General features: G+C 66.2%; 20 protein-coding genes and 1 pseudogene. 2 read left to right on the top strand and 19 right to left on the bottom strand.

Annotated features, from left to right (window positions below; translation table 11 throughout):
• Window positions 1-148: 148 nt before the first annotated feature.
• The 15 genes from AC3EO7_RS18490 to AC3EO7_RS18420 all read right to left on the bottom strand — a co-directional run bounded on the left by AC3EO7_RS18490 (window position 149) and on the right by AC3EO7_RS18420 (window position 13,024).
• Window positions 149-1,330: a DUF4192 domain-containing protein gene (locus tag AC3EO7_RS18490; RefSeq protein ID WP_435591882.1), complete on the bottom strand. Its 1,182-nt coding sequence runs from the start codon at window positions 1,328-1,330 to the stop codon at window positions 149-151.
• On the bottom strand, window positions 1,323-3,056 hold the full coding sequence (locus tag AC3EO7_RS18485; RefSeq protein WP_435591881.1) for a ParB/RepB/Spo0J family partition protein: 1,734 nt from the start codon (window positions 3,054-3,056) through the stop codon (window positions 1,323-1,325). Before AC3EO7_RS18485 ends, AC3EO7_RS18490 begins: the two co-directional genes overlap by 8 nt.
• Window positions 3,057-3,183: 127 nt before the next feature.
• On the bottom strand, window positions 3,184-3,429 hold the full coding sequence (locus AC3EO7_RS18480; RefSeq protein ID WP_435591880.1) for a hypothetical protein: 246 nt from the start codon (window positions 3,427-3,429) through the stop codon (window positions 3,184-3,186).
• An 80-nt stretch (window positions 3,430-3,509) separates the two neighbouring features.
• Window positions 3,510-4,439 (bottom strand): DNA-processing protein DprA, encoded by a 930-nt coding sequence (gene dprA / locus AC3EO7_RS18475; RefSeq protein ID WP_435591879.1) that lies wholly within the window; start codon window positions 4,437-4,439, stop codon window positions 3,510-3,512.
• Between the two features lie 25 nt (window positions 4,440-4,464).
• Window positions 4,465-5,481 (bottom strand): DUF4192 family protein, encoded by a 1,017-nt coding sequence (locus tag AC3EO7_RS18470; RefSeq protein WP_435591878.1) that lies wholly within the window; start codon window positions 5,479-5,481, stop codon window positions 4,465-4,467.
• A gap of 381 nt (window positions 5,482-5,862) precedes the next feature.
• Complete coding sequence (locus tag AC3EO7_RS18465; RefSeq protein ID WP_435591877.1) at window positions 5,863-6,561, bottom strand: hypothetical protein; 699 nt, start codon at window positions 6,559-6,561, stop codon at window positions 5,863-5,865.
• Between the two features lie 12 nt (window positions 6,562-6,573).
• On the bottom strand, window positions 6,574-6,819 hold the full coding sequence (locus AC3EO7_RS18460; RefSeq protein ID WP_435591876.1) for a hypothetical protein: 246 nt from the start codon (window positions 6,817-6,819) through the stop codon (window positions 6,574-6,576).
• Window positions 6,816-7,319 carry a hypothetical protein gene (locus AC3EO7_RS18455; RefSeq protein ID WP_435591875.1) on the bottom strand — a complete coding sequence of 168 codons (504 nt, stop codon included), beginning with the start codon at window positions 7,317-7,319 and terminating at the stop codon, window positions 6,816-6,818. The genes AC3EO7_RS18460 and AC3EO7_RS18455 overlap by 4 nt, the downstream gene beginning before the upstream one ends.
• Window positions 7,309-7,569: a hypothetical protein gene (locus AC3EO7_RS18450; protein ID WP_435591874.1), complete on the bottom strand. Its 261-nt coding sequence runs from the start codon at window positions 7,567-7,569 to the stop codon at window positions 7,309-7,311. Before AC3EO7_RS18450 ends, AC3EO7_RS18455 begins: the two co-directional genes overlap by 11 nt.
• A gap of 6 nt (window positions 7,570-7,575) precedes the next feature.
• Complete coding sequence (locus AC3EO7_RS18445) at window positions 7,576-7,956, bottom strand: hypothetical protein (RefSeq protein WP_435591873.1); 381 nt, start codon at window positions 7,954-7,956, stop codon at window positions 7,576-7,578.
• 318 nt (window positions 7,957-8,274) lie between these two features.
• Window positions 8,275-9,021, bottom strand: a complete 747-nt coding sequence (locus AC3EO7_RS18440; RefSeq protein WP_435591872.1) for a class II glutamine amidotransferase domain-containing protein — start codon at window positions 9,019-9,021, stop codon at window positions 8,275-8,277.
• The gene (locus AC3EO7_RS18435; RefSeq protein WP_435591871.1) at window positions 9,009-10,226 is read right to left on the bottom strand and encodes an amidoligase family protein; all 1,218 of its coding nucleotides are present in this window, start codon (window positions 10,224-10,226) and stop codon (window positions 9,009-9,011) included. Before AC3EO7_RS18435 ends, AC3EO7_RS18440 begins: the two co-directional genes overlap by 13 nt.
• Before the next feature lie 99 nt (window positions 10,227-10,325).
• Complete coding sequence (locus tag AC3EO7_RS18430; RefSeq protein WP_435591870.1) at window positions 10,326-11,135, bottom strand: class II glutamine amidotransferase domain-containing protein; 810 nt, start codon at window positions 11,133-11,135, stop codon at window positions 10,326-10,328.
• Window positions 11,123-12,331 (bottom strand): hypothetical protein, encoded by a 1,209-nt coding sequence (locus AC3EO7_RS18425; RefSeq protein ID WP_435591869.1) that lies wholly within the window; start codon window positions 12,329-12,331, stop codon window positions 11,123-11,125. Before AC3EO7_RS18425 ends, AC3EO7_RS18430 begins: the two co-directional genes overlap by 13 nt.
• 129 nt (window positions 12,332-12,460) lie before the next feature.
• Entirely contained in the window at window positions 12,461-13,024 is a 564-nt protein-coding gene (locus AC3EO7_RS18420; protein WP_435591868.1) for a hypothetical protein, read from the bottom strand.
• A 915-nt stretch (window positions 13,025-13,939) separates the two neighbouring features.
• On the opposite strand from AC3EO7_RS18420, the pseudogene AC3EO7_RS18415 reads away from it, so the two are divergent.
• Together AC3EO7_RS18415 and AC3EO7_RS18410 are read left to right on the top strand one after the other, a co-directional pair.
• Window positions 13,940-14,326, top strand: a pseudogene (locus AC3EO7_RS18415) (helix-turn-helix domain-containing protein); the annotation flags it as partial.
• 187 nt (window positions 14,327-14,513) lie between these two features.
• The gene (locus AC3EO7_RS18410; protein WP_488186276.1) at window positions 14,514-15,053 is read left to right on the top strand and encodes an IS630 family transposase; all 540 of its coding nucleotides are present in this window, start codon (window positions 14,514-14,516) and stop codon (window positions 15,051-15,053) included.
• 350 nt (window positions 15,054-15,403) lie between these two features.
• On the opposite strand, the gene AC3EO7_RS18405 is transcribed toward AC3EO7_RS18410, so the two are convergent.
• The 4 genes from AC3EO7_RS18405 to AC3EO7_RS18390 all read right to left on the bottom strand — a co-directional run bounded on the left by AC3EO7_RS18405 (window position 15,404) and on the right by AC3EO7_RS18390 (window position 20,870).
• Window positions 15,404-16,207: a hypothetical protein gene (locus tag AC3EO7_RS18405; RefSeq protein WP_435591866.1), complete on the bottom strand. Its 804-nt coding sequence runs from the start codon at window positions 16,205-16,207 to the stop codon at window positions 15,404-15,406.
• Window positions 16,208-16,363: 156 nt separating this feature from the next.
• Window positions 16,364-18,916: a tetratricopeptide repeat protein gene (locus AC3EO7_RS18400; RefSeq protein ID WP_435591865.1), complete on the bottom strand. Its 2,553-nt coding sequence runs from the start codon at window positions 18,914-18,916 to the stop codon at window positions 16,364-16,366.
• Between the two features lie 139 nt (window positions 18,917-19,055).
• Window positions 19,056-19,907, bottom strand: a complete 852-nt coding sequence (locus AC3EO7_RS18395; protein WP_435591864.1) for a hypothetical protein — start codon at window positions 19,905-19,907, stop codon at window positions 19,056-19,058.
• 477 nt (window positions 19,908-20,384) lie between these two features.
• Window positions 20,385-20,870: a hypothetical protein gene (locus AC3EO7_RS18390; protein ID WP_435591863.1), complete on the bottom strand. Its 486-nt coding sequence runs from the start codon at window positions 20,868-20,870 to the stop codon at window positions 20,385-20,387.
• Window position 20,871: the final 1 nt, after the last annotated feature.

Genomic DNA, 20,871 nt, shown 5'->3' with positions numbered 1-20,871 from the left:
AATCACGGTGAGTGCCGTATCTCCGGCAGCCATGATCATGCTCCTTCGAGAGTTATTGGCCAGAACAGGAATCGGGTGAACATCGGCGGGTCACCGGTGACACGAGGTGGCGCTCACCGGCGAGGTCGTAAGAAGGCACACCCGAGGGTCACCGGCGGATCGGCCCGAGATCGATGCCCAGGTGACCGGCGATACCGAGGCCGTGGTCAGCGAGTCGCCGAAGCTCTTCCGGGCGCATTCCGCTGCGCAGGGCAGTGTCGAGCCCGATGGCCATCGAGTGTGAGGGGTCCGTCTCCAGCGCCGCGCCCAGGGCGATGCCCGCCAGTGAGCCATCGCCGCGGACGTAGGCGCTGTAGGCAAGGAGCACCGCGGCCTCGGCCCGGTCGCGGCCCGGCAAGGACTGGACGAGGATCACCCACAACTGCTCGGCCAGCGCCGAGTGCTCGCCCACCGCTAGCGCAAGCAACGCATCGCGCACCATCCGATCACGCAGCACCACAGCCAGTTCCGCCATCTGTCGTACGGTGGGCAGAACACCGGAGTCCAGATCGGCGACCCGATACAGCACCCGTTCGAGCGCTCGCCGACGGAAGCTACCGGGATCTGCGCGTCGGATGGCGGCAACGTATCGGTCATGCCCCGCCGACAGCGCGTCTTCGAGGTGCGCGGCCACTTCTTGCGCGGAATCCCTGTCCTGGACGACCAGGTCGGTCAGCTGCGAGCGAGTGGCACGAATTGGTCGACCGTTGAGCACATACGCGAAGGTCACCATCGAGGTGGCCGGGTCCGGCAGTGTCCCTCGGTGATCGGCGTCGAGCAGGCTCCACCACCGCTGGCGCGCCTGAATCGCTGGGACGGCCCACGCATCGGTGAGCGTCACCTCGTCATCTGCCAAGTGCTGCGCGAACGCGGCAATGAGCGCGCCCCACGCCTTGGCACCACCTGGTGTGCGGGTTCGGCGCGGTTGGCGCATGCGGTCATCGATGATCACCGCGAGCACTTCGGTCGACTCCTCGGCGGCACAGATGCCTGCGACCGCCGAGGCGATGGCCGCCGCCAATCCCCGCTTGCCGCCGTCCTGGTCGAGATCGAATCGCAGGACTGGACCGATGGTCGAGCTGGATCCGGGTGTCTGCGGCCTGCGCAATAGGACCGCCATCAGTGATCGTTCGGGTACGAATTCGATCAATGCGGGCAGCGCCGCAATCAACTCACCGGGATCATCCACCCGCAGCCGCGGCCCGGGGCCCCGGGCCGCGGAGGCGTGACCAGCACTCGCGGGTGACTCGTCGACGGCTGGCGGTTGGGCATCGTCGGTGTTGTCAGCCACGGGATTTCGTCTCCTTCGAGGCTGCTTGGCGCGGTGGGGAGTCGATGTCGATGTCGTGGTAGTCGATCTCGCCGGCGGCGGCCTGTTCGACGTCACAGAGTGCGAAATCTCGGGTAGCGCCGACTTGGCCGAGGAATCGCATGTAGCGGCGGGTCGATCCCTCCCCGACGCGCCAGAAGCTTTTGTCGACGTCGAGTTCGTAGGTGGCCAGCTGCATGGCGAGCACGATCATCCAGGCCCGGTTCGGCGAGGCGGCGTGGATCGCCTCGAGGAGCTTGTCGGCCGATCCAGCGATCCCCAACAGCTTGGTCACCTTGTGCAGCACCGCCGAATCGATCCGGCGGGCAAAGGATTCGGCGACGAAGGCCGGGGCCTCGGCTGGTGGGCGGGCACCCGAGACCAGTCTGGTCAGGAACTCGTCGCGCCGCTCAAAGGAGTCGGCCCCACGTTTGTTGAGTTCGATCACCCGCCGCCGATCCTGGCGCGCCTGCTCACGCTGAGCCGCCGCCTGCTCGGCCGCGGCAACCGCAGCCTCGTCGTCGGGATCGACGGCATCGACGAGCAGACCCAACCCTGCCTGCTCGAGCTGGTCGGAAGGCAAGTAGTACACCGGTGTCCACCGGTCGCGGCGGGCCACGGTATCGGCGCGACGCAAACCCTTGCCGGGTTCGGCTTCCGGGTTGCCGCGGGTGGTCCAGTCGACGGTGTCGGGGTCGATGAATTCTCCAGAGTCGACGTCGATGAACTCGGCGTCGCGCTCGACCTCGAGGAACACCACCCACTGGGCCGGGTCGGTGTAGATCAGCTCGGCGGTCACCGGATCACCGCTGGTGGTGGCCAGTTCGGTGGCCGGGATGTAGGCAGGCTCGCTGCCGCGGGTGTCGGGTTGGCGGGTCAGGATCCTGAATCCGTAGGCCCCATACGCCAGGGATTCTCGGAGCCGGTCGCGGGTTTCGGCGCGCTCGGCAGCAATCCGTTTGGCGGTCCAGTCGATCGAGTAGCGGGAGACCTCGAGGAGCTGCTGCACGGCTTCGGTGTCACCGAGGTTTTCGTAGTGGGCGATCACCGCGAGCTGGTCGAGGCTGTACTGGTTCTCATCGAGCAACCGCTTGGCGGTGCCGGATTTGCCGACCGCGGCGATCTTGCGGACCTCGGCCGGTTTGCGCTGCGTCGCTCTGGCGACCCGGGTGGCCGAGGCGCCCAGCTCCAACGTCAGGGCGATCCCGGCGGCTTGGTCGCTGGCCGGGGTCGGGATCCGGCGTTCGTTGAGGTTGATCTGATCGAGAGTGCGCGCGATGCGCCGCTCGGCGGGGTCGAGGTCGCTGCGGGCGTCGGTGACCCACACCGGGATCAGCGGCAAGCCCAGGTGGCGGGCGACGAGAGTGCGGACCTGACCCTCATACACCCAGATCGACCCGTCGGGCTCACGCTCGGCCAGCACCGGCGCCCGCACACCGAACTGTTCGATCGTGGCGACCTGCTCCGGATGATCGGCCAGATCGAAACGCTTGCGCACGTTCTCCGCGATCTGCAACTCCGTCGGGTCGAGGTAGCTCGCCGTGGCGTCCGGCGGCAGTACGAACGCTTCCTCGTCGGCCGCGGTCTGCTCCACGGGGGCGGTATCGGTGTCGATCACCTCCGGCGCGGGTTGCTGCGACACCTCCGCCTCGACGGAGTCGAGTTCGGTGTTCGGGTCGGTGACAACAGTGAGCGTGGTCGGACTCAAGACAGGCTCCTCACAAGACAAGGGCGCAGCGACCCCACCTCGCTGGTGGGAGTCGCCGCGCCGGAAACGGTTATCGCAGAACGGGAAACAGCTGTGCGTTCGCGCTGTGACGCTGCCTGGCCTGTGGTCAGGCAGCGCGGGCGGTGGACTGGCGCGCGACGTTGACCGGGCGCAGATGCAGCACATCGCCGTCGTCGCCGATCCAGGCCCAGTAGCGGCCGCGCCAGCCCGGGTAGTCGCTGCGCCAGCGTTCGGCCACCGCCGAGTCCGGGATCGCCGGAACCGCCCCGGCCAGGCCGCGCTGCTCGAGACGCGCGTAATCCTCACGCGGCAAGGTCGGCAACGCCGGAGCTGTCGCGGTGGATGCGGACATGATCGAAACCTCCTAGAGATCGGACTGGGCGGACTGGTGCTGCGTCCGTGACGGGAAGGGACGAAACCTGCTGGGGTAGTTCAGATGCCGGGCGTGGTGTTCAGGTCATCGATGACCTGGGCGGCGTGGGTGAACAGGCGGGCGTGACCGTCTCGGATCAGGGTGTGCGGGCCTGCCGAGGACGCCGAGGTGATCGGGCCCGGCACGGCGAACACCGGGCGGGCGAGTTCGCGCGCCCACCGGGCGGTGTTGGCGGTGCTGCCACGGACACGGCCGCCTTCGACGATCACCACCGCACGCGACAGGGCGACGGTGATCCGATTGCGTTGCAAGAACTGATCTCTGCTCGGCGGGGTTTGCGGCGGATACTCCGAGACCATCAATCCCTCGGCGGTGATCTGCTCGAGCAGACGCTGATTGCCGGAGGGGTAGTAGCGGTCGATGCCGGTCGCGGTGACCGCGATCGTGGAGGCGGGATGCTCCAGCGCGCCACGATGAGCCGACGCGTCGATGCCGAAGGCGCCACCACTGACCACCGTCCACCCGCGCTCGGCGAAGTCCCCGGCGATGTCGTAGGCGACGCGCTGTCCGTAGTCGGTCGCCGCACGCGCCCCGACCACCGCCACCGTGTGCTCGGCGAAGGAATCCAGACGCGCCGGGCCGCGCAACCACAACCCGATCGGGGCATACCCACGCACCTGTGGTGCGTCGAGGCGAGTCAACCGAGTCGTCGGCCACTCCGGCTCGTCGCGTGTGAGCAGCCGGGCACCGACCGCGGCAGCGCGTTCCAGATCGCGCGCTGCCTGACCCGCCAGATCGGCGGACAAACCGAACACGCGCGGATTGGCGGTCAGACGGGCGGCGGCGTGCTCGGGGTCGTCGTCGAGTCCTGCCAGCAGCTCGGCGACCGCGGGGGCGGCGGTCAGCGCCGCACGGGCGAGGATCGCCCACGCGTGCCGCCGCGCCTCGGTGATCGGCGGTGCGACGGCAGGGGACGGTACTTCGGGCATGGGAACCTCCGTGGGCGGTGTGTGGTCAGTCGATGTCGATGTCGATGCCGAGATCGGCCGCGGTGCAGCGCCCGGAATGGGCAATGGCGCGCAGCAGTTCGGCCAGGTCCGTGGTGGTGATCGCGGCGGCCGGGGTTTGCAGGGAGGGATCGTCGGGCTGTTGGGTGAGCGCGATCCGGCTCGTCTCGCCCGTGCTGGTGTTGTCACTGCTGGTGTAGTGGGTGAGGGCGGCCAGCATCGCGGGCAAGCCGCGTCGGCGGGTCGGTAGCTCACCGATCAGCAGCGTCCACAGTTTCAGCGCGGTCGGTCCGTTGCGGCCGACAGCGAAGGCGTAGAGCACATCTCGCACTGCCGGGTCCTCGAGGGCCTCGGCCACCTCCGCCAGCCTGTCGATGTGTAGTTCGACGCCGGCGTTGACGGCATAGACGATGCACATCACCAGCCGCAGCCGCCTGCGCGCCAGCACACGCGTGTGATCGAGTTGGTCGGCGGAGGTGTGGGGATCATCGCCGGGAGCAGACCGCCCAGGTGTCACATCGACCACCGCGGAGGTGAGGTCGGGTCCGGCGACGGTGTCGCGCCGCGGTCGGGCTGGCGGCTCCGGGGGTGTGCTGGTCAGGACGCCGCGGTTGTCGTCGAGCAGGCTTATCCAGGCGCTGCCGGGTTCGGTCGTGGTGATCGTCCACGCCCCGACCAATGGGGTGTCGGTCGTGGTGAGCGTTCCGCGCAGCAGCGTGGCCAATTTGGACAGAGCAGGGATGGATCCCGGCCGATGCGGTGCGGGTTCGTCGATGATGATGACCGCTGCCGCGTCCGGAGGCTGTGGTGTGCACAGATGCTGGGCGGTTGAGAGGATCGCGGCGGTCGCCAGCTGTCCCTCGGCGGTATACAGGTCATGACTGTGCAGCGCCTGGATCGCGTAGGTGCCTGGTGCGCCGCTGTTTTCGCGGAGCTGGACCAACAGCAGCGATCGTGATGGCGGCTGCGGCAGCCATGTCAGTGTCGCGGTGATGAAGCTACCCGGGGCATGGATGGACGGCACAGAAACCTCCTGATGAGGTGGCAGCAGCGGATGCTCGGGCAGGGCTTGCTGTCCCGAGGTGCAATGACGCGGGCGCGGTGCGCGGCTGGTGGAAAGGTGCGATGTGCGTGGAGCGCAGAAGAGGGGAAGGTGGGTGTGCCTGGAGGGGACAGAGCAACGCCCACCAACGCGCCTCTGCGCCGACAGATCGTCGCCGAGTATCCCGGCGCGGGCGGCGTCGGGATCCAACCGCGCGTATGCGGTCAACGAGAGTGTGTGAACCCCCTGAAATGACCCCGACCCTGGCCAAACTTTAACGCGCCAGCCGATTCGGTGGCGGCCGAATCCCGGGGGCAGCCCCGCAGTGTGGCCGCCGCGGAGGCATCTTCGGTGAGGTACCGGTCACTGGAAGGGGCCGCCGACGCCGAAGAAGACGCGGATGGCGATGAGCGCTGCGAGCAGATCTACCGGCTGACTGTCTTCGCTGCCGGGTGCGGCGTCGCGTACTTTGCGCAGGCGGCGGATCCGTGAGGACGGGCGCAGGTCGACCCCGACCGCCGGGGCGGCGGTGTCGTTGCCAGGGTCGGTGACGATCACGTAGTCGCGCAGGTGCAGCCATGCTTCGTACCAGGCTTCGGCTGGTTGGCCTTCGCGGCGGCCGTCGCGGGGGTCGGGTTCGGGGGCCATCCAGCGGCGGCAGTCGCAGACCGGGTCGTCACAGCGGGTGAGCTGTTCGGGTGGATGCGGGTTGTAGCGGTCCACGCGACCGGCCAGCATCGGACAGGCCTGTTTGGAATACAGGCCACACTCGGGATGGACTCCCGGTTCTGGCGTGAGGCCGCGCAGGTAGTCCGAGGGCCGGATGTAGAGAACGACACGGTCGGTGAGCGGGTCGCCGCAGATCTGACATAGCTTGCGGTGCAAGGTTTCTCGCAGGCGGTTGGGGTCGAGTTTGCCCCAGACCGGGCGGGTGCGGTCGCGGTGGGCCAAGGTGACGAAGGGAACGACCATGCCGTGGGCGCTCGGCGCTGCGGCAAGTCGATGAGGGATCAGTGCTCTCGCGGGAACAGGCTGGCGCGCAGCACGTTTGGGGTCGGTCATGTTCACCTCCATTCAGTGGGCGCAGCCCGAGGATGAGCGCGGCGGTGCGGGAGCTGGTTCGTCGTGGATCGGGGCGGCGGTGAGAGTGATGCTGGTGAGGGCATCGGCGCGGCCGGGTGTGCGGATGAGCACCTGAACCCACGCCACCAGCGCGCCGGGCACCGGTGGTTCGGCTTGCCAGGGGTGGTATCGGTGTTCGTCGAGTTCGGGCAGATGGTTCTGGATCCAGGCCATCAGCTCGGCGGCGTTGGCGATCACGAGCGCCAGCGCCGTCCGGTGCGGGCATCGTGGTCGTGGAGGGCCACCACGCGGGGCGCGCCGGGCACCTGCGCGGTGACCGAACGCGGAAGCACTGCCTGACGGCCCCCAGCGGCCCACCGCCCTGCGCCGAGGACCCACCGCCCGGTCGCCGCGTCGAGTTCGGTCGGGTACAGATGCCAGCTGACCCCGGTCGGCAGCCCTGGGAACAGGGCATGCTCCCAGCAGGTGGTGCTGGTGCCGTCGTGTCCGACGGTGATGATGGCGGTGGCGTGCTCGATGCGCACCAACGCCATCACCGGATGAGCGATCACAGCCGTGGTGGGTGCGCCACCGGGGAACACCGCCACCGGTGTCGCGGGCCGGGGGCTGGTGGCGAAGGCGGCGTGCTGGCCGACGATCAGGACCGGCCCGTCCGGGAGCGCATGGTCGGGCAGATAGGGCGCGTAGTGCGGGTCGGCCTGCACCGCAGCGAGGTAGCGGGCCAGATCAGCGGCCATCGGCGCCACCGATGTCGGTGCCCCGTGAGGTCTTCAGGGCACGGTGGCTCAGGCGTACGAGCCGGTCGGGGCGTTCGTGCTCGGCCAGCAGATGCTCGAGCACGGTGAGCGGTTGCCCGCCTACGGCGGTGGCCATGCCGCGCGCGAACTCGATGATCCGATGCACCGAGGCGAGGTAGTCGGGCAGGCCATCCAGCAACAGGGCGAGGGTCTCCTCACGGGAAAGCGGAACCATCGTGTCGTCGGACATCGGGATTCACTTCTGTCGGGTGGGAGGGGTGAGGCGGTGGACGGATTCGATGAACCGCAGCGGCAGCAGCACTCCGGGGTGGGTGTCGCTGGCGAGGACGGCGTGGTGGCGGTGCACGGCCTCGATGTGCACCCGGTGGTAGGTGTGGCCGCCGCGGGTGACCACGGTGGTGAGTTCCCCGGCGCGGCGCAGCTGGTGCAGCTCGGCGGCGACGACGGTGGTCACAGGATCGGCGGCGAGCCGGTGATCACCCGCTGCGATGGCATCGACGCGGCCGCCAGTGGAGGAGCGGTTGTCGAACCATTCATCGATGCGTTCGAGGACGCGGCGGGTGAACTCGGCGTCGGTCTCGGGATCGATGGGTTGCGGGTCGGCGGGGTTGCTCATCAGCGGGTCCTCCTACTTCGGGTGTCAGCGCAGCGCGGGTCGCGATCGGTGGCGGCGTGGTGAGGGCAGCGACGAGCGCGTCAGCGGCTGTCCAGAGGGCGAGACCGGCGTAGCGCCAGTCGATTTCGGGATTCGACCGGCCACACGGGTCAGCTGCCGCGCCAATGGGCGTCGGTGCTGGCGGTCAACACCGTGGTCGGATCTGGCCGGAAGCGGCTCGTGGCCACTTGTTTCGGGAACGGCGAGGCGAACCCGCGCACCGGTGAACGGGTCGGTGCGCGGGTTCGGTGTGTCGAGCAGGTCGGCTGAGGGTGAGGGTCAGGTGTATTCGAGTTCGAGCAGGTCGGCGTAGCGTTCCTCACCGTCGAAGGCCGGGCACACGCATTTGGGGAACACGCGGGTGCATTCGGTGCAGAAACCGCACCAGGGGCAGTGCGGGCCGAGGCGGTCGTAGTCGGGCACACCGCAGTTCTCGCAATACTCCTCATCGGCGCCCCACCGGTGGGGCAGGTAGCCGGTGTTGGAGTACCAGGATCCGTCGTCCCAGCGGCCGCGGTGTTCGTTGAAGATGTAGGCGTGATGCTTGTAGGTGGGGTCGACGGTCAAGATCACCATCTTGTCGGTACCCAGCCAGCGTTCGAGGCGGTCGCGGCCGACCCAGGAATCCAGTGACCCGAACGGTGCGGTGGGCAGGTAGTCCTCAGCGGCGATGCGGGTGTCGGAGCGGGGATCATCGGCGCGCGGGTGGACGTTGGTGGGCAGGATTCCGTTGTGCGCCAGCACGGTTCGCTCGTCGCCGCCGACGCGGAAGGGGTGGCAGTTGTCGAGGTCGTGCAGGCCGTGGGTGGCCAACCGGGAATGAAACAACGCCGGACCCTCCGAGTACTCGGCACGCACCGCGGCGAACTCGGCGATCACCGCGGCAGCGTCCATCCCATGTCCGACAGCGATCGCGTCACCGGTGATCACCGCGTAGCCGTGCCCGTGCGGATTGGCCAGTGCCCCGTTGCGCAACGCCTCCAGGTCGGGGGTGATGCCGGGTTTGACGAAGGTCAGGATGCACACGCGAGGGCCTCCATTTCGGCGAGCAGCGGGCTGTAGTGCGGGCGCGAGCGCACCCAGGTGGTGAAGGCGGTCCATTCCCAGCCGCGGCGGCGCGCGATCTCGGCGGCACTGAGGTGGCGGGTGTATTCGACCGAGGCGGCGGCGAAGGCGAGGGCGGCCTGAACCTGCTGGGGGTGCAGGGAACTGGCGAACACCCGCAGTTCGAAGGTGTGTTCGGGGCGGACGTTGACCGCTTCGTAGCGGGCGGCGTAGTCCTGGGTGCCGTGGGCGTATTCCCACAGCCGCGAGCGTGCCTCGGCGGAGAACTTCGCCCACTCCGGGGAGGACCGCCGCGCCAGTGTGGTGACGGCGGTTTCATTGCGGTAGACGAACTTCAACCACCGGTAGATGTGGGCGGGAGAGTCGAATCCGGCGCGGGAGAGGTGGACGTGGATGCCGACGTGTTCATCGGTGTAGGCACCCAGCAGCCGCAGCCGGTTGAGCAGCTGCCACGGAAACTCCTCGCGCGCATACGCATACGACATGGGATGGGTGACCAGCTCGAACCCGCACGGGCTGATCGAAGAGTCCTCTTTCAAATAGCCGAGGTCTCCGAGATGGTCTAGGGCGGTGTCGACGGCGTCGTTGAAAACACCGCTGGGGGTTTTGATCTCCAGTTCCAGCCCCAGATACAGCGGGCCCTGGCCGTGGAAGCGGGGGCTGGGTTTGTGATCCCAGGAGTGCACTTTCGAATGCCAGGACCGTTCGGGAGCGCAGGCTTGGCAGTAGGTGTCCTCGCGCAGAACGAGGGTGTAGCAGGCTGCGCACTCGTGATAGTCCTCGTCGGCGCAGCTGGCACACACCTGGCTGCCGCCGCAGACCTCGGAGGTGTCGGCGGCTAGGTATCCGCAGTCCGAGCAACTGGTGTAGTTCTCACCACACCCCCCGCACACCTCCCCGCCGCCCACGACCGCGGTGACATGGCGGGTGTAGTGGTCGCAGTCGGTGCAGCGAGACCAGTCGAGCACGCATTCGCCGCACAGGTAGGTCTCGTCGACGGTCAACGCCCGCTCGCGGGAGTAGTTGGCGCATTGGTCGCAACGCGGGACATCCTCGGCGCAGTCGCCGCAGAGCGGTTCGCCCTCGACCGTGGACACCAACTCGGAGGTGGGGGTGGGGTGGGAGCAGTCCTCGCACAAGGGGTCGGCCAGTGTGGAGGCGGGCATAGGCGATCACGACCTTTCGGTGGGAGAAATGGAAAGAACCCCGCACCCAGCCGTAAACGGACTGGGTGCGGGGTTCTCGGAGCAGGGATGAACTAGCGGCTAGCCCGTAGAGGACTGGGACTGTGCTGTGGTGGCGCTGTGGCGGGTGAGTGCGACAACGCGACCGCGGCGTTGGGTGCGCGCGGCGGTGTCGGTGGGGCGTGGCGGCTGGCATTCGCAGTCGGGGAAGGCGATTTGGCAGTCGAAGCACCAGCCGCAGTCGCCGCAGTAGCGGCTGGTGCGGTGCAGATCGATGTGCCAGCAGTGCCCGCACATGTACCGATAGCGGACTGGCCAGCGCTTAGCCGGTGGCAGGTAGCTGGTGTTGGAGTACCAGATCCCGTTATCCCAGGTTCCGGCCTGCTCACCGAACACATACGCCTGGTGGCGGTAGGTGGGGTCGACGGTGAGGATCACCAACTTGCTCGACCCCAGCCACGAGGCCAGCCCTCGCGCGCCGCGGTGGGTGTCGATCGACCCGAACGGCTCGGTGGGCAGGTAGTCCTCGGCGGCGATACGGGTGTCCGACCGCGGATCGTAGGCGCGGGGGTGGACGCGTTTGGGCAGGGTCCCGTTGTGCGCCAACACCGTTCGCGGATCACCACCGAGCCGGAAGGGGTGACAGTTGTCGATATCGCGGATGCCTTTGGTGGCGTAGCGGGAATGAAACAGCGCCGGACCGTCGGGGTAGCGGGCGCGGACGCGAGCGAACTCGGCGATCACCGGTTCGGCGTCCATCCCGTGTCCGACGATGATGCCGCGTCCGGCGGTCACCGCGTAGCCGTGCCCGTGCGGGTTGGCCGTCGCCCCATGCGCCAGCGCGACGGGGTCGGGCCCGGTGGCGGGTGGGTAGTAGGTCAGCAGGCACATGCCAGGTCCTCCATCTCCACGGCCAGCGGCCGGTAGTCGGGCTGGCGTGCGACCCAGGCGGCAAAGGCCGACCATTCCCACGCCCCGGCCCGCACATCCGCGACCCGCAGAGCGCGGGTGTAGTCGATCGAGGCGGCGGTGAACGCAAGCGCGGCTTGCACGCACTGGATGTCCAGTGAGCTGGCGAAGACCCGCAGCTCCAACGTCTTTCGTGGGTAGGGGTTGATCGCTTGATACCGTTCGAGCCCGAGTGCGTGCTGGTGGCTTTTGGCGGTGTCGCGCGCCTTTGCGCGTGCGATCCGGTCGAACGGTGCGTAACGCGAACGCCGCCGCGCCAGGGTGGTGACCGCGGATTCGTTGCGGTACAACAACTTCAACCACCGGTAGATGTGGGCGGGGGAGTCGAACCCGTCGCGGCTGGCGTGCACATGCAACCCGACAGTCTGGTCGGTCTCGCAACCCAAATCCCCCAGCACCTCGAGCAGGGCCCAAGGGAAGTGATCGATCGCGTGCCGATACGACATCGGGTGGGTGACCAGCTCGAATCCCTGCGGCTGGATGGAGGAGTCCTGCTTGAGATAGCCGAGGTCACCGAGATGATCGGCGGCCACGGCGACGCATTTGCTGTAGCGGTCGTCCGGGACGATGATCTCGAGCTCCATGCCCAGATACAGCGGCCCGTCGCCGTGGAAGATCGGGTCGGGTTTGTAGCTGTAGTTCCACACCCACGCCCGCCGCGCGCACGGCTCACACGCCCGCCCCGCGCGCAGCAAGGTGCCGCAGTCCGGGCAGGAGTCGTAGAGGGCCGCGCAGCGGGTGCAGGCACGATGCCCGCCGGAGACATACCGGCTCGCGGCACTGTAGCGGCCGCAGTTGAAACACGAGTCGAAAAACACTGCCGCACACCGCAAACACACCGGCTCATCGGTGTCGGTGCGTACATGGGGGTCGGTCAACTCCCGGCACGACACACACCCCACCCAGCCGCGGGTGCAGGACCGGCACAGCTGGCGATCGTCGGCGACTGCGGCGAGGCTGCGAACCGTCGCGTGGCAGCGCTCACACTCCGGCAGCGCAACGAAGCAGCTCTGGCAGACCAGCCGAGGGGAATCCTCGTCGAGCTGGTACCAGCCGCTGGCCTCGCGACGCCAACACACCGCACACGGCGGATCCGTGGCCAGAATGAGATGAGGCATGACAGCACACCTTCCAGAAATCGAAAGAACGCCAGCCCGGAGCTGACGCTCCGAGCTGGCGTTCACGGGACGGGACAGGATGAGGGGACTATCGGTGAGCCGGTCTCGACCGCACGTGGTGGACCAGGCTCACGCCACCGCAGGTAGCGCAGTAGCCACCACCGCGTGGGCGGCATCCTCGAGGGCGAGCAGCCGATCGTCTGCGTGGCCGTACCAGCGCGCTTCGAAACCCTTCCGGGCCTTGGGCATCACCGAATCCGGGGCCGCGACGAAGAACTCCTCCAACCGGGGATAACTGGTCGACGGCTCGGTCAACCACACCCGGAAATGCTGATCGTCGCGCTGAGGCGTAATCCGCAGCTCGGTGGCGAGGCGATCGAGAAACACCGTGGTGTGGGCGCGGTCGCCGCGGGCCACGACATCGACCGCCCGCCACGCGCGGGCCCGAGCGCTGTAGCAGCGGCGCACCCGATACACCGCCCACCGGCAGCGATCGAGTTCGGCCGCGGCCAAGGCAAGGACCTCGCGCGCGCCGTCGCGGTGCAACCGATCGGTCAACGACTTACCCGGACCGAACAGCCCGGAGTTGCGGTTGAGCGCAACCGCGACATACTCATCGACCAGATGCTTGAACGCCTCAGCGGGCGCAGCCTGGAAGCGGGCGAGCTGCTCGGGCCAGCCCGGCTGGGACACGAAACAACACTTTCTCGCTGCAGAAACCGTGTCTGGATGAGAGTGTGTCCAGGTACCGTGCTGTGCACTGGTCGGCCGCGACGGTATATCGGACGATCGCGTGTTTCGTTTCGGGGTGAGTCAGTGTGCGCAACTTCATACTGTCCTCACTCGTTAGGGTTGGGCTGCTGGTTGCGCGCGGGTCCGCTTCGTAAGATAGGTAGAGATGCTGGAAAGGAAGCGGGTTCGGATGATGGTCCAGGTCTGTATCCGCGTATCTTCTGCTGTGCGGTCAGTCCGACGATGATCGCGTTGAGCCGGTCGAGACGAAGTTCGGGGTCGTGGACGTGGCGCAACAACCCAGTTCAGCGGGTCGACAGACGTCGGAATTGATGGAGCAGGGCGAGGGATTGTTCGACGACCCACCGGCCTGTGACTTTGTTGCGGGTACTGTGGCGCGGGATGTGACTGGTGATGCCTCGTGGCCGCGGTTCGTCGTGGACGCGGGGGTAGTCGTAGCCCTTGTCCGCCATCAGGGTGGTGATCCGTCGGCGTGGTCGGCCGCCCGCGCAGCGGCGGGACCTTGTCGAGCAGTTCGGGCAGCACCAGGTGGTCGTTGACGTACGCTGCCGAGAGCGTGATCGCGAGCGGTAATCCGTTGCCGCAGGTCAGGATTGATGGTGTTTCGAGCCGGTCTTGCGGCGGTCGACTGGGCTCGGGCCGGTGTCGCGGCCTTTTTCGCCCGGACATGCGAGCCGTCTGGGATGACCCGGTCGAAATCGATCAACCCGGCGGCGTGCAGTGGGCGAGCATCGTCTTGTGCAGCACTTCGAACACCCCCGCCGTCTGCCAATCCATGACCCGCCGCTAGTGCCTCGTCCAAGTAGGTTGCCTCGGTAACAGGGTGTCGGGTTGATCGTGGACCTGTTGCCGGTGATGCTGCCGGTGGAGGTGGTGCCGGTGGCCCGGAAGCCGGAAGTGTTTGTGCGAGCGGTGACCCCAGAGGAGGGGCGGCGGTTGCAGAAGATCACGAAGACGAGCAAGCAACCGGTCAGGATGCGACGAGCGATCGTGGTGATGGCCTCCGCGCAGCGGCAGCCGGTTCCCGCGATCGCGAGGTTGATGCAGGTCAGCGAAGCGTATGTGCGGCAGGTGATCCACGATTTCAACGAACGGGGGTTCGAGGCTTTGGACCCAAAATGGAGCGCGGGCAGGCCGCGGAAGGTCGATCGAGCGAGGCGTGAACGCATCGCTTGCATCGCCCGGTGCTGCCCGCGGGACCTGGGTTGGCCGTTCTCGACATGGAGCCTGTCGAAACTACGCGAAGTACTGATCAGCAACGGAATCGCCGATATCAGCCGCGAAACTCTGCGTCAGATCCTCAAGGCCGAGGGGGTGTCGTGGCAGGCGGTCAAGACCTGGAAAGCCGGGACCGATCCCGAGTTCACCGCGAAGATGAACCGGGTTCTGGATCTCTACGACCACCGGCCCACCGGCGGGCGGGTGGTCTGTGTGGACGAGTTCGGTCCGCTCAACCTTGCAACCCCGTGCTGGTCGTGGTTGGTTCCCTCGCCGGAGTCCGAAGCGGTTGCGGGCGACCTACCGGCGCACCCAGGGCGTGCGGCACCTGCTCGGCGCTCTGGATCTATCGACCGGCAAGCTCCACTATCGGATCCGGGATCGGAAGCGATGGCAGGAGTTCCTGTCGTTGCTGAAGTCACTGCGGGCGCGCTGGCCTGGCGAAAGGCTCTACGTCATCGTCGACAACTTCTCCCCGCACAAGCGAGCCGAGGTCCGCGCCTGGGCCGCGGTCAACAACGTGGAACTGGTATTCCTGCCGACCTATTCATCGTGGTTGAACTGGATCGAAGCCGAATTCGCCGCTCTCCGCTATTTCGCGTTGAACGGAACCGACCACCGCAGCCATGACGAACAGGACGCCGCGATCGGCGCCTACATCCGCTGGTACAACCAGCACGCCCAACCCAAGCGCGAGTTCGCCGTCAACTCCAAGATCCGGCGACCCGATTACCTACCCAAGGTTGCTTGACGAGGCACTAGCAGGTCATCCCCGACCCGAAACTCAGTTCGTGGGGCAGATCCTCTCGGTCGATCCCGGTGAACAGCACGAACAGGATCCCCTGCAACTCGCCGGTCGTCCATCCGGGCCGGGCCCGGTGTCCCAGGCTCGCGGATCGGCAGTAGCGGTTCGATCACTGCCCGCAGCCGGTCATCCACGATCCACGGTGCCGCCACAACGAAACATATTGCACTGCAACGACAGTGGATACCAACTCGCCGAACCTGTTTGGAGCTTGAAGCCACCAACGCCCTCAATGCCCGCGCACGACCCTGGACTCTGGGCAGATCAAATCCGATTTGCGGTTGGCAGAGCTGCGTTCAGCTGACGATGGATGACAGTGGGTCTGACGTCTCCGTCATAGCGTTGTTGAGACCGGCGGATACCAGCTCAGCTACCGACGCCGGACCGCCGTTGACGATCAACGGATGTCCATTGGGATCCAACCCGTCCAGCGGGTCGCCCTCAACAAGTCCGCTGACGCAGGTGAACACGGCGTCGAGTCCAACTGCGCCAATGCCAATCGCCTCCGAGAGGAGGCCCGGCAAGTCCTGGGGCGGGGCGACGCTGGTGTCGAGATCCCCGACATTTGCGCTCCACGCATCGTTGATTGCCGTGGCCCCGTCGATGAGTGCAGTGTGCGTCGCCACCACCAAGTTGGCATTAGATTGCACGGCGTCGGCTTGAGTGTCGGCGTTGTCGGTGTCTCCGGCCTCAACGGCACCATCGAACCGTTCCAATGAAGTGACCAAGGCCGCCAATGCGTCGGCCAGAATTGCTTGATTTGCAGCGTATCTCACAAATGATGCTAGTAGTTCGTCGGCGGGCAATGCACCCTCGTCGAGTCGGGCCTCACTAATGGAGACCTGGTCGAAATCGTCTCGTGGCGGGTCATTGGCCAGGCGCTGATAGCGGTTTCCGATGCCCCATGCGACGAAGCTACCCACGGCGAGGACGCCCCCAACGAACAGTCCAGCAGGCGCGCCAAGGCCCGTGCTCGCACCGACAGCGGCGACAGCCACTCCGGCAATTCCGAGCACTGCGGCGGTATCGTTCGCTGCGACGGCCGCATTGGCGGCCGCTGTCTTGGCGTTCTGGCGCTGCTGTGGATCCACCTCGGTCAATGTCAATCTCCCTCTGTATTGGGGACCTTGGCAAAGAATTCATTCCGCGCGATTGGGGAAGCAGTTCGTACGATGTCGTCCCGATCCCCGGGGGTCGCCGTCGAACCGACGTCGACCAGGGTGCCCGCGGCTGGCTGTTGCCAGCGGGGCGGTCGGTCATCCGTGGAGGAACTGGTATCCGATCCAAACCTGGATCTGAGTCAGTCCGTTCAGATTCAGTCCGGTGTCGAACTCCTTCTTCGGGATTGTCACCTGCCAGTTTCCGCCGACGCCTCGTCCCCAGAACGCCAGCGATGTGGGGGCGGTAAGGGGTGGGTCGTCGCCGAATCCTTCCTCAGGCAGCAGTAGCGGCGTCGTCTTGGCGTCGCGGGTGCTGACCTTGGGCAGCAACCACTGGGTCGTCACGCTGTTGTCGGGCCGCCGTTGCTGATACTTCCCGTCGTGGCGGATTTGGCAGGAAATCGCGCCTTGCGGGTGAGATGCGCCGATGAGCGCCAAACGGATGGTCTTGATCTTCGCGTCGAAATTGTCGTCGGGTACGTCGGTGACCGGATCGATTGTAAAGGTGAACCGGTGCAATGCCTTCAGGTCGGCTATCTGTGGATCGGCGGGTTTGAACGATCGTCTGATCCAGGCCCGATCGAGCGGTCCGTCGAAATATTTGGTGTAGTCGGTCTGCATGTCGAGGAGGGTGAAGATCTTGCCCCACGAGGTGGTGAGCGCACTCGCGAGCTGGATTGCGTCGAACTGGTTTGCTTTCTCGTAGTAGTCGCTCCAGCGGTCGGGGCTGATCCGGCCGGCATCGAGAGGAAAGTTCTCGTCCTCGTTCTTCAATGTGTAGATCTCGACCGACCGCTTCGCCCGAAACGCCAGGCCCAGCAACACGTCGGCTTTCGACTGAGCCGTGGAGACCGCCAGCAGCCCCAATTGCTTGACCGCCTCCTCATCCAGCTGCTGCTTGTGCTGAAGGGCATTTGCTTGCGTGGCAATGTTCTCCGCGCGGACCAACCGGGCGGTGCTTGCATCGACGCGCTGGCCGGCGAGCACGGCGCGGTTGCGGGCGAGCAGCAATTCGTGGGTCAGCTCGGTGCCACGCTTGATCAGGGCTACATGCGGCGAATTCTGGGCCGTAGTAACCTCGGCGAGTCTCTGCGCGACGGTGACGAAGTTGACGATCGTGCGTGCGCCACCGATGACAGCGGAGGCATTCTGGCCGACCGTGTCGTACGTGGAGTTGACTTTCGCCAGATCGGCGTCCTCGCCGCGCAGCAGTGCTTGGGCGATCGGTTCCACGTTCTCGAACACCGTGTCCGCCAGTGCCATGAGAGTCGGTGCCAAGGCGACCAGGCTGGCTCCGCCGGTCGGGACTGCGGCAACCACACTCAGGACCGCCGCGCCGACCTCGGCGACGGTCGCAACGATCTCGCCGAAGGTGATGCTGGGCGGGTCCGGCTGTTGCTGGGCCTCGACGATCGCCTTGCTGATGGCGGTGGTCGCCTCGTCCAGCCGCGATTGGGCGTAAGCGACATCTCTGTCGGCCTGCATCTGTTCCGTCTGGGCGATGCTCTTGGTACGTTCAGCGTCCTCCCGGGCCGCGACCGCCTGCAGTGATAGCTGGCCGGCAAATTCGGCGAATTTGCCGATCACCGTCGAGTCGGTGAGCTCCGTCAGCCCGAATTGGAGAAACTGCAGAACAGGGGTCAGCCAGCTGGTGAACGCCTCACTGTACTTGTCGAAGTCAGGCACCACATCCATGTCGTGTGGCAGTCCCAGGGCATTGGCGCCGCCGCCGACCCACGCCGCACCGGGGGTGGGAGCGAAGCCCACGAGCTGGCGTTGCAGGCGGATCGCGTCCGGGTTGTTGGGTTGCAGTTCCAGCGCCCGCTTGAACTCGGTCGCCGCGAGATCCAGGTCGTTCTGGTAATAGAAGTACTCACCCATGAAGATGCGGTGTGGAGCCCAATAGTTCTGATACGGCCGACCGGTGCTCTCGAGCAGTGGCCGAAGACCGGCGACGTAGTCGGCTTCGGTGAGGGTGGACAAGTTGACCTGGCCATCGGCGCCATCAGGGCCGTCAGGTCCGGGGTCCCCGTCCACCGACCCGGCGCTGTAGGGGCCTTGCGCGGCTGGCCCGCCCCAGCCGCCCGCGCCGCCTGGGCCGCCTGCAGCCGAGAGATCCGGCGATGACGAGCTGATGAGGGTGGTGAACGTGATCGACCCGCCGGGCCCGCCCGGCCCGCCCGGCCCGCCCGGCCCACCGTTGGTGGGATCGGTGCCGGGGATGTCCACATCGGGAACCCACTCCTCGTGGCTTTCCCCCGTCACCGGGTCTGTGACAGTTCGCCAGTAGCCGTCCTGATGGTAGCCCGGGGTTCCCGGCGTGCCGGGTGTCCCGGTCTGCCCGCCGGTCCCCAATCCACCCAAGGCACTCACCCGGGCGTTTTTCGACTGACGGCACATCACCGTGACCGAGCCACCTGGTCCGCCCCGGACCGTAGCGTTGGCGTCGATCATCCCGTTCGTGCCGTCATAGAGGTCGGCGACGATGATCACCCGATTCGCGGCTACCTGAAGATCGCACCCGGCCTTGTGCTCCACTACACGCGCGATCAGCCAGACCGGCCCGATACTGGGTCGCGTACAGAACGTGTTCACCTCGTCGGTGATCGTTATTTTGTCGCGGATCCAGGGATAGTAGTCGGGAAGCATATGGCTCTCCTCTTCGAAGGATCACTCGGAGTTAGATCGCAAACAGGCGCCGGGAGAAAGTGGGTAATGCGGGAACTCGGGTTGTTCGAGCGGCAATGTCTCGCAATATGACAACGCTATGAACTGCGCTTTCTGGTTCTCATACGATGGCGATGATCGGCCCGAAGTAGTTCGATAGGAATTTCGCTTCACTCGTCCACTTGTCGATCTCGTTCCGGCCCCAAGACCAGACACTGAGCTTCATCCACCCCGGGGAGGCGCCCACCGCGACCGGGCCGAGGAGCTGTACGTAATGATTCGGAGTACTCAAGAAATCCGCCGGTTCCGGGCCACCGGAGGGAGCCGGGAACAAATGGCTGAATCCTGAGTTCATCATGAGCGCGACGTCGGTCATCGTCCCGGGCCACATAAGCGCCTGAAGGGACTCCCAGGTGTCGCCGAAGACGGTGGTGCTGTTCGCGACCGAGGAATACATATTCGTTGATTGCAACCACCCCGCCACGGTGGACGGAAGTGTCACACCTCTGAGCCTGTCAGCCGGAGTGTTGGGCTGCCCGAGATAGTCCACGATGAAGTTCTCGGAGTCACGTAACGCGCTCACTAGCATCCAGTCGGCGCTCTCAGGCATTGACCCGGGTGCGGCACCGTCGGTGGTGGCGCGGAGCACGGCGTAATCCTGGGACATCAGACCTTGGCCGGGCGTGACCGTGGTGGAACCGATGTCCGCAGTCCCGGATTTCAACAATCGGTATCCGAATGTCGCAGCACCGACTGGATCGCGGGCAAACCAGATCCGGAAGAACACCGCCGGACCGCAAACATTGAGCGCACGCTGGTCAAGTAACTCAGGGCGCATCACCAGGGAACGCAGTCGACCGATCGTCTGCTGCCAGTCCAGTTTCCACGGGAGCAGGGGATCTTCCCCCGCGGCGGCGTCCAATAATGCCAGAGCTTCTCCTTGTGAGGACATGATCGCCTTCCCTTCGATCACACGGTCACACGCGGCTAGCCCAGATCAGCAATTTCAGCCTGCCCACTCGGTATGGGCTTCGGCCTGCGGTAACGGGCCGTGGACTGTAGGTCAATTAGACAACAGAGTCGTGCGTCCAGAGAGCAGTTTCGCAGGGGATTCCTGCGATGTGACCGCTGCCCATCGGAGATCAGTGCGGTGTCCATCGCAAGCTGCAGTTTTCATCGCTGTATCGGCACTGGCGATCCGGTTTCGGCTCGAACGCCCCAGCGCCTCGATCTCCTCCGCAATCCACGATGGCCAGACACCAACACGACCTGGCCGTGCTAGCAGCCTGCGATCATCCGCGAATGTCGTCTGCATGCCTGGGACACGTTGATGGCGGACCAACAGGCCGAGCGACTCCGACCAGCCGCCGTCAGTGTGCGGTCGTAGTAGATGCGGCCTTCGGTGCCGCGCACCCGGTACTGGAATATGGCGACGGTGTGGATTGCTACGTTAAGTTGGCTGTCGCGGTAGCGGCTGAGCCGCTGGAACCGACGGTCGGCGCTGACCGAAACCGGTGGACAGCGCCGTCCTACTGGAGGAGGACAGTGCGCTACGAAGTCGCGTGATCTCGTCGTGCTGGGCCGCCAGCCGTGATATGGCCTGGACCCGAAAAGCGGCTAGTTCGGCTTTGCGCTGTTCCTCGACGGCCACCCGGTTCTTGAGATGCTCGACCTGCTGTTTCAGCCGTTCTATCTGCGCGTCACGCGGATCAGTGATCACCCCGGCGGTGCGCAGGTAGTCTCGGCGTTGTTCGAATTCTTCCTTGAGGTGCAGGTAGGTGCTGTAGAGCGCGGCGCGGGTGATACCACTGATGGTGGCGAGCGTTTTGACGTCGCATTTGCCGCCGGGTGGGATTTCTCCGCGTAGCAGTCGGTCCATCGCGGCCCGGATGGCGGCTTCTTTCTGCGCGCGGGTCTGATCGGTGAGCCGCCCCACC

Source organism: Nocardia sp. bgisy118 (assembly GCF_057708605.1).
Note: the sequence above shows the minus strand (reverse complement) of the source record. Positions and strands in the feature narration are given on the sequence as shown.